At 38.5% G+C, this 7,674-nt stretch carries 7 protein-coding genes and 1 pseudogene; 6 read left to right on the top strand and 2 right to left on the bottom strand.

Translation table 11 applies throughout. From position 1 onward, the window contains the following. Positions 1–290 precede the first annotated feature (290 nt). Complete coding sequence (locus JUI58_RS02755) at positions 291–1,055, top strand: MinD/ParA family protein (protein WP_204102215.1); 765 nt, start codon at positions 291–293, stop codon at positions 1,053–1,055. A gap of 51 nt (positions 1,056–1,106) precedes the next feature. Here JUI58_RS02755 and JUI58_RS02750 read toward each other — a convergent pair whose 3' ends face one another. Next, on the bottom strand, positions 1,107–2,696 hold the full coding sequence (locus JUI58_RS02750; RefSeq protein WP_204102214.1) for an adenylate/guanylate cyclase domain-containing protein: 1,590 nt from the start codon (positions 2,694–2,696) through the stop codon (positions 1,107–1,109). A 214-nt stretch (positions 2,697–2,910) separates the two neighbouring features. Between JUI58_RS02750 and JUI58_RS02745 the strand changes: the two genes are divergently transcribed. Together JUI58_RS02745 and JUI58_RS27565 are read left to right on the top strand one after the other, a co-directional pair. Next, the gene (locus JUI58_RS02745; RefSeq protein WP_204102213.1) at positions 2,911–3,609 is read left to right on the top strand and encodes a retropepsin-like aspartic protease; all 699 of its coding nucleotides are present in this window, start codon (positions 2,911–2,913) and stop codon (positions 3,607–3,609) included. A 100-nt stretch (positions 3,610–3,709) separates the two neighbouring features. Then, positions 3,710–3,853, top strand: a complete 144-nt coding sequence (locus JUI58_RS27565) for an AvaI/BsoBI family type II restriction endonuclease (RefSeq protein ID WP_204102212.1) — start codon at positions 3,710–3,712, stop codon at positions 3,851–3,853. Here JUI58_RS27565 and JUI58_RS02735 read toward each other — a convergent pair. Continuing rightward, the gene (locus JUI58_RS02735) at positions 3,801–5,261 is read right to left on the bottom strand and encodes a DNA methyltransferase (RefSeq protein ID WP_204102211.1); all 1,461 of its coding nucleotides are present in this window, start codon (positions 5,259–5,261) and stop codon (positions 3,801–3,803) included. The two genes, JUI58_RS27565 and JUI58_RS02735, sit on opposite strands and share 53 nt — an antisense overlap. Before the next feature lie 147 nt (positions 5,262–5,408). On the opposite strand from JUI58_RS02735, the pseudogene JUI58_RS27560 reads away from it, so the two are divergent. From JUI58_RS27560 to JUI58_RS02720, 3 genes and pseudogenes are all read left to right on the top strand, one after another. Next, positions 5,409–5,498 (top strand): annotated as a pseudogene (locus JUI58_RS27560) (PD-(D/E)XK nuclease family transposase); the annotation flags it as partial. 95 nt (positions 5,499–5,593) lie between these two features. Next, positions 5,594–6,823 (top strand): ATP-binding protein, encoded by a 1,230-nt coding sequence (locus JUI58_RS02725; protein ID WP_204102210.1) that lies wholly within the window; start codon positions 5,594–5,596, stop codon positions 6,821–6,823. Positions 6,824–6,829: 6 nt separating this feature from the next. Beyond that, positions 6,830–7,543, top strand: a complete 714-nt coding sequence (locus tag JUI58_RS02720; protein WP_204102209.1) for a hypothetical protein — start codon at positions 6,830–6,832, stop codon at positions 7,541–7,543. The last annotated feature ends 131 nt before the right edge of the window (positions 7,544–7,674 follow it).

Raw genomic sequence — 7,674 nt, 5'->3', positions numbered from 1 at the left:
TACAAAAGCACCCTAATTGAACAACTCCAAGGCGGTAGCGAAACTAATATAAAGCCGTCCTATAAGAACGGGGTTTCTACCCAATTTTTCTGATGAAATTCAATGACAAACTTGTATCAAATTTGAATGTTAAAGTTGTCTGTTTCTTTGCGAGCCTAGAAAAAATTACAGAACGATCGATAGGATAAGAGTTGCGATCGCCGCGATCGATCTTGTACGATTGTTCCACCTAGTTTTGTTTTTCTAGTTTAGCAATTCTTGCCAAAATTATCATCGTTCAAGAATATATTATGTCAAAAATTGTATCTATCCATTCTTATCGAGGTGGAACGGGAAAATCAAATTCCACTGCCAATTTAGCAGCGACAGTTGCGAGTTATGGATACCGAGTTGGTGTTGTTGATACGGATATTCAATCTCCGGGAATTCACGTACTATTTGGCTATGGAGATGGCGAACAATTAGAACCTTGCCTCAATCAATATCTTTGGGGAAAATGCAGCATTACCGATGCGGCTCATGATGTCACTCATGTATTGGAAAATAACAAACAGGAAAATAGTAAAATATTTCTCGTTCCTTCTAGTGTCAAAGCCAGTGAAATTGCTCGAGTTTTACGAGAAGGCTATGATGTCGGTTTATTAAATGACGGGTTTGATATGCTAATTGAGGATTTGGAGTTAGATTACTTATTTATTGATACCCATCCTGGATTGAACGAAGAAACTCTTCTTTCTATTACTATTTCTGATATTTTGGTCTTAATTTTAAGACCGGATAAACAAGATTATCAAGGTACGGCAGTGACAGTAGATGTTGCTCGAAAATTAGAAGTTCCCAAAATGTTAATGGTGGTGAATAAAGCCCCTACCAGTTTTGATTTTACCTTGCTACAAGAGAAAGTCGAACAAACTTATGGTGTTTCTGTTTCTGGTATTTTGCCACATTCCGATGAGATGATGGTTTTAGCAAGTGATGGTATTTTTGCCTTAAAATATCCCGATAATCCGCTAACGCAAACAATTTTGAATATTGCTAAAGAGATTGTTGAATAGTTAGAGATTTGGGGCGATCGCCTAGAGATTGCTCTAACCTCTATTGTCCCACTACTTATTAGACGGCGATCGCAATTCTAACGGGCAAACTTCATCCTCTAAAATTGTATAAATTCGTGTTTTTTTAGCTTTACCTTTCAAGGAAACATTGCCTAAAAATTGTGATTGAAAGGGTGTTCCGCAGAGGGAATTGCGATCGCTAAGAGCAAGATTGACCGATTCATTAAATAAAATTTGATTTTTAGCCGCATAACTCATCAAACGAGCCGCAGTATTAACAGTATCACTGAGAAGATTGAACTCTCTACGTCCGCGACTTGCCCCAATTTCTGCGGCAAAAACTTGCCCTCGGGTACAACCAATCTGACAAGCAATAAAACTGAGTTGTTTATTGACGAGAAAAGAGGGAAAATTAACAATTAACTTGCGAATTTTATAAGCGGCTCGAATTGCACCTATTGCATCATCAGGACGGTCATTGAGAATACCAAAATAGATAACAATATCCGAACTATCTAAATGATAGGTAGGATTTCGCATGATGCCTCCCTCCGCCGTAACAATAGCATTAATTTGGGAAAAAAGGTGACTGCATCCCTTGACAAAATCTTCTTCTTCTGAAGGCTGTAAACGATCTACGGCATCTGATAAACCGAGGAGATTAACAAACATAATAGTTGAGTTGAGAAACTCAGGGGGAATTTGCCGATTTTCCGTATTTTCTACCAATAATTTAAGGATAGGCTTCGGTAAATAACTAGCAAGGGTTTCAACTTGTCCGCGAAGATTCTCAATTTCTTGCGTAATTCCCGCTATCTGGCGATCGAATAATAAAGCTCGCCCTCTGCGTCGTCGTTTGAGGGCGAGATCGTATTCTCCCAACTGCTTATCGCTGAGATCGTCGATGACAAAATGATGGGGAGATTTGCCCGTTTTGAGGTGGAATTGCGATCGCGCTCGAATACTGGCTGCTGCACTCAAGCAAACTTGTCTGACTTGTCCTGCACCTTCGGTTTTTTTGGCAAGTTGGACATCTTTTCCCAATAAAACCCGCATCATACGTTCTGGAGTACCAATATCTGCCGCGAGGAATGTCCCAGGATGAATACCCACGCGCATTTTCAAAGAAAGAGTTCCGTTTGGAGTGTCAATATTCTCAAATTCTGTCATGGCTCGCTGCATTCGCAAACCCGCGCGGATGGCTCGGTAGAGGTCGGTATGGGCGCGATCGCGGCGAAATTCAACTAAAACAGCATCCCCCGTAAATTCCAGTAAATCCCCACCGGATTTGCTCACGATCTCGATCATGGCTTCAAAATAACTTTGCAAAATACCCAATAACATTTCAGCCCCTTCCTGTTGGCGATTCATATTTGCTTCCATTAACGGGGTAAATCCAGCAAGATCGGTAAATAACAGCGTTCCTTTGTGCCAACTGTAGCGAACTTTTCCCACGGTGGGCGGATCTGTGGCAATTTGTAGGGGCAGATAATCTTGGAGAATCGAACGTAGGGTTCGCAAATGTTCAAAAATCCCCATTAAGGTATCGGCATCGGGATTAGTCGCCAAAGTGGTATAAAGTTGAGCGGGAAGTAAGCAATGTAATTTGGGCTTCAGATTAACGAGGAGGTTGGAAACCATAATCAAAATAGAAAATAGTCAAGCAGGAAGATTTTGTCCGATTGCACCCAAATTAGCGAGAGATTGTTTTGAGAGTCGCCTTGATTGCTATTATCTCTCAGGAAACCAAAAGGAAATCAAAATTGATCTGCTTTGGCTCAGGCGATCGCTTGTTGTCACAGGGATATAAGAATTATTATAGATATATTATCTCTACCAACAAAATAATTGCGTTATGAAATTTAGGTTTGCCGCGATCGCATTACTGGCAACAGGATTCAATCTTATCTTGTCTCCTTCCGGACGCTCTCAATCTTTGAATGAGGCACTCAATAGCGCACTTTGCGCCCAAGATTGGTCCCGCGCCCTACAAACGATTCAAGAGATCAAACAACTATCCCCAGAACACGCAGCCCAATTAACAACTTACCAGAGTCGCTTACAAAATCTGGCCACTCGCGGGTTTTATGATCCAGGGTGGAACTGTAGCGGTGGGGGCTTACCGACTGCCTCGGCGATCGCCCCAGCACAACCTGCAACCAGTGGCATTTTTCGCGTTCCCATCAAAGAATTTAGAGGGGGAACACCCGTTGTTGAGGTGACTTTTAACGGCACAGATACCTTTCTCATGCTTTTCGATACAGGGGCAACTACAACCCTAATTTTACCGAGCATGGCGAACAAGCTCAAACTCGAAACCCTTGGCAATGCGGAAGCAACTGTAGCGGATGGCAGAACAAAAAAGGTTAATGTTGCTCGCGTAGACTCTCTGAAAGTGGGAGATTTAGAAGTAAACGATGTTACTGTTACTTTCGATCTTCGTGCCGATGAAAACAGTTTGGAAGGAATGGGATTACTCGGTCAGAATGTTTTTCAACATTACGATATCTCACTCAAAAAAGAGGAAATTGAATTTCGGGAACGAAGTGAATAAAAATTAAGGTAACAGATAATGGATTGTTAAGACCAATTCAAACCCGAATGGCAACTTTGCCCTGCACCTGCCTCTGTCTTGTTACTTCGCGTAAAGCAATATGTGTTTTATTGGTGCTGCAATAGAAAATTCAATGGCTGAAGAAATTTTTACCCAAATTTCAATGGGAGTCTTAAGCTATGCTGCGAATTTTACTGTTGAAGAACAAGTGTCTGAGTTGGTTTCATGGCTTGTTGCTCTTTAATAGATAATTTTCTCCAAACATAGACACATTTTCGGATTTCTTCTCGACCATGTATTCCCATTTGTTGAGAACTATTTCCTTTTCCTCGCGGTAAAACCCAAATTTTTTCAATTTCTAGTCCAGCATCTTTGGCAAAATCAGAAAGAATCAGATCGACAGGAATATGAATTCCTTGATAGCGAACATTATCATTAACCATAACAAAAGGAGCATTGGATTTAAGAAGTCGAGATACTTCAAAAATCATCATTGCCATTTCTTTAAAATAATTTTTTACCATTCGAGGAATTCCATTATTGTTGAGTTTTTTCTCTTCTCTACATTGCTCTAGATAATCAACAACAAGATTAAGAAATTTATGAGATTTCCATGATAAAATTGCATTTTCATATCTGAAATTTCCGCTACTTAAATGATCCTTTTCTCGATTTTCTACAGTACAACTTAACATTGCTTGTCGTAAGTTTTTGATTGTTTCTTCTCCAACTCCCAGTAAATTGAGTTCGAGAGCATAAGTTCTTGTATAATCATAACGATTACAATAAGGAGGAGATGTTACTACTCCATCGAAGGAAGAATCTTCAAAAGTAGGTAATATATTTAAACAAGATCCGATCAGAAGTTCTATTTTTCTAGGGTTATACTGCTCAATAAAAGTTGGTGGAAATAAAAAATTTTCCCAAAGTAGATCGCCACAAATCTCTTCAATTTTGAGATCGACTGCTTCTGTAAAATCTAAAATTTTGCCTTTGTCAAATTTATTTTTCCCAGCATTTCGTCCCGATCGCCAATCCCAACGCAAGTATTGACCATCTTTGCGAGTATAACTAATTGACTCTAAAATACAAAGGAGAACAAATCTAAGAACGCGACTTAAATCGCGATCGCGTAATTGTTCAATTTCATATAAATAACGCTCTAAAGAATACTTTGTCTCGCGAGAAAAGGCATTTTGAGTAATTCTCAGATAATTAAACTCAATGCGATCGCCAGACTGTTCCCAAATGCGACTATTTTTAAAATCTCGTAATTTTTGGGCAATTTCTTCGCGGTTGGAGGTTCGCAGAAACTGGCGAACTTCTATCATTTCTGCACTACTGGGTAAAAGTTCGATCCCCATACTATCAATACCGCGATCGCTGGCTGTAAATAAGGTTGTTCCCGAGCCAGCAAAAGGATCGAGAACTCGACCCGATTGAATTCCTGTATTCTCAAAGATATACTGAATTAATGCGCTAGAAAACCCTTCTTTATATTTACACCAGCGAGATTCATTTTCGTACTTATTCGCTTGAAAACTGACTAATTTTCTATCCAAATCTGGATTCACAACTAGAGAATCATAATACTTTTCGTGTAGTTTGCGAGTAGCTTGTTCGATCTGGGATTTTATGCTTTCAGATGACATTATGGCGTTTTGCAATTTCTTGTTTCAATGCTTTTCTATTATAAGGCGATCGCATCTTTTTGAGTTGGGATAGGAGGATGCGATCGCGCCTTCAACCGTTAGATATGCTAAAATCGAGATTATACATCAAAACAAGAGCGAACTATTATGATTTTCATTAACCCCAAAACTGACTTTGCTTTCAAAAATATTTTTGGTTCCGAACAGAGTAAAGATATTTTAATCGGTTTTCTCAATGATAGATTTGGGATTGACGGGTTTGCAAATCGCTGAGAAGAGATCGCATTCACATAATTGTTGTGAAATATGATACAATATTTGGAGATTAGATTATGACAAATAAAAATATGCAGGAGAGCATTCAGATTCAAGGACATTTCGGACCGATACGGGCTGTCAATTCTCCTCTTACTCTAGAAATATCGCCTCTGACAGTTTTTATTGGACCGCAAGGAACAGGTAAATCGCTAGTTAGCCAATTGTTATATTTCTTCCGTGATGCTCAATACTTAATTTCTACCTATTCAAAACAAGAAAGTCCAGAGATAAGTGTCAAAAAAGTAATTGAGGGCATTCGTTCCGGGGAATTGAGTGAAAGGACATTTGCATCTTTTGTTATGACAAAAGAAGGAGTAAAAATTCAATATTCAAAACAAGATGCCATAAAACAGAATTGCGATCGCATCATAACCCTTTATGAAAATAATCGAGTTATACCAATCCAAGAGTTCAGGAAGGAAATTCAGGAATGGTTGGAGAAGGTAACAATCGATCCCTCAGTATTAGGAGAAATTACATCTAATGCTTTATTCATTCCCGCAGAACGCTCTTTTTTTTCACGGTTAATAAACTCCGATCCGGCTTCTCTGGGGGGGCGAGAACTCCCCATAACAATGCGTGAGTTTACAAAAGCGCTATTCAAAGCAGCAAATACACATCAAAAATGGCAAGAACAATCTCAAGATAAACCATTAGAAGTGAATGAAATCGATGGTATGATTACGTATGAACTAGGAGGATATGCCGTTTTTTCTAAAAGTGCTTATTCTCGAAAATGGCAGTGGATGCCAGATCAAAGCGATCGTCCAATTGAAATTGAAATGGCATCTTCCGGACAGATGGAAACTTGGCCAATGGTTTCCATTTCTCAAGCAATGTTTGGTTGGGAAACCTCGCAAAGACCCCTATTCATACACATTGAAGAACCAGAAACACATCTCCATCCTTCTGCTCAAATTGCCATCGCACAATTATTAGCGTATTTAAGAAATAAAGGATTTCGACTTGTTATTACAACTCACTCAATATTCATTTTATATGTTTTGAATAATTTGATTTTAGCTGCTCAAAATTTACCTCAAGAAAAATTTAAAAATCTTCCAGATCCTTCACAACGCTTGACATCTAATCAACTCTCAGCTTATTTATTTTCAGATGGTACAGCTATTTCAATTCGAGATGATAAATCGGGAGAGTTGGATGAAAGCAAACTTTCAAGTGTACTAGGCGATCTTGAAGTACAGTATAATCAAATTCAAGCCTATGATATATTATGGGAATAAACTCTAATGCCCTTACCTTGTACGGATATTAGCTTACCTGATATTCAAACAATTCCAACTCAAACTTCTCCAAGCTCTTTAGATGACTTTTGCCTAATACTTCAGCCACTGGATGTAGAAAATGAAGTTTTGCTTTATGAGACCATAGCTGACAAAAATGGCAAGGATCTCAAGTATTGGGCTATTCTTGAGGCTGATGAGTCTCCAATTGCAGTATGCGAGCTAGAAAAATATGCAGACTATGCAGCTAAAAAAGCTCAGTGGTCAGGAAAAAGAGCAGATTACTTAATTATTGGCTCTCATCAGAGTGATTGTTACCTTGTTGTGGTTGAACTACGTCATGTCTTAGTAAAAGAAGAACAAGAGGATAAAAAATTTGAGCAGTTACGCAAATCTATTGAACAAATCATTCAATATCGAGAAGTAATCAGAAATTCCCAATCATTAGAACAAGTTTATCATGATCCAGATTCTTACAAAATACTTGGAGTTATAATTGCTCCGGCTAATACAAAAAAATTTAACCGTAGAGAGCTTAATCCTGTATATCAGATTAACTCCCACAAGGTATTAATCAGAACTTTGCCTAGAGATGCTTTGTCTGATTGTAAAATTACTTGGGCAGATTTTATCCAAAGGATGGGTGTACCTCGCGATCCAAGAACAGGTCAAACATATTCTGAGTTTGCTATTCCTCCTTTAGAAGAAACACAGAAATAGTAGTTTGGGTGCAAAACAGAAATACAATCAGTAAATGGTTCTCTTGCTTCCTAATTTTGTCCGGAGTATTGAGAGAAGAAAAAATATTAACTTCTTAAAGTTTTTTTCCCTGACTTTATAAAAAAATTATA

The sequence above is a fragment of the Spirulina sp. CCY15215 genome (assembly GCF_016888125.1).
In the GTDB taxonomy this organism is placed as follows: Bacteria; Cyanobacteriota; Cyanobacteriia; order Cyanobacteriales; family Spirulinaceae; genus CCY15215.
Note: the sequence above shows the minus strand (reverse complement) of the source record. Positions and strands in the feature narration are given on the sequence as shown.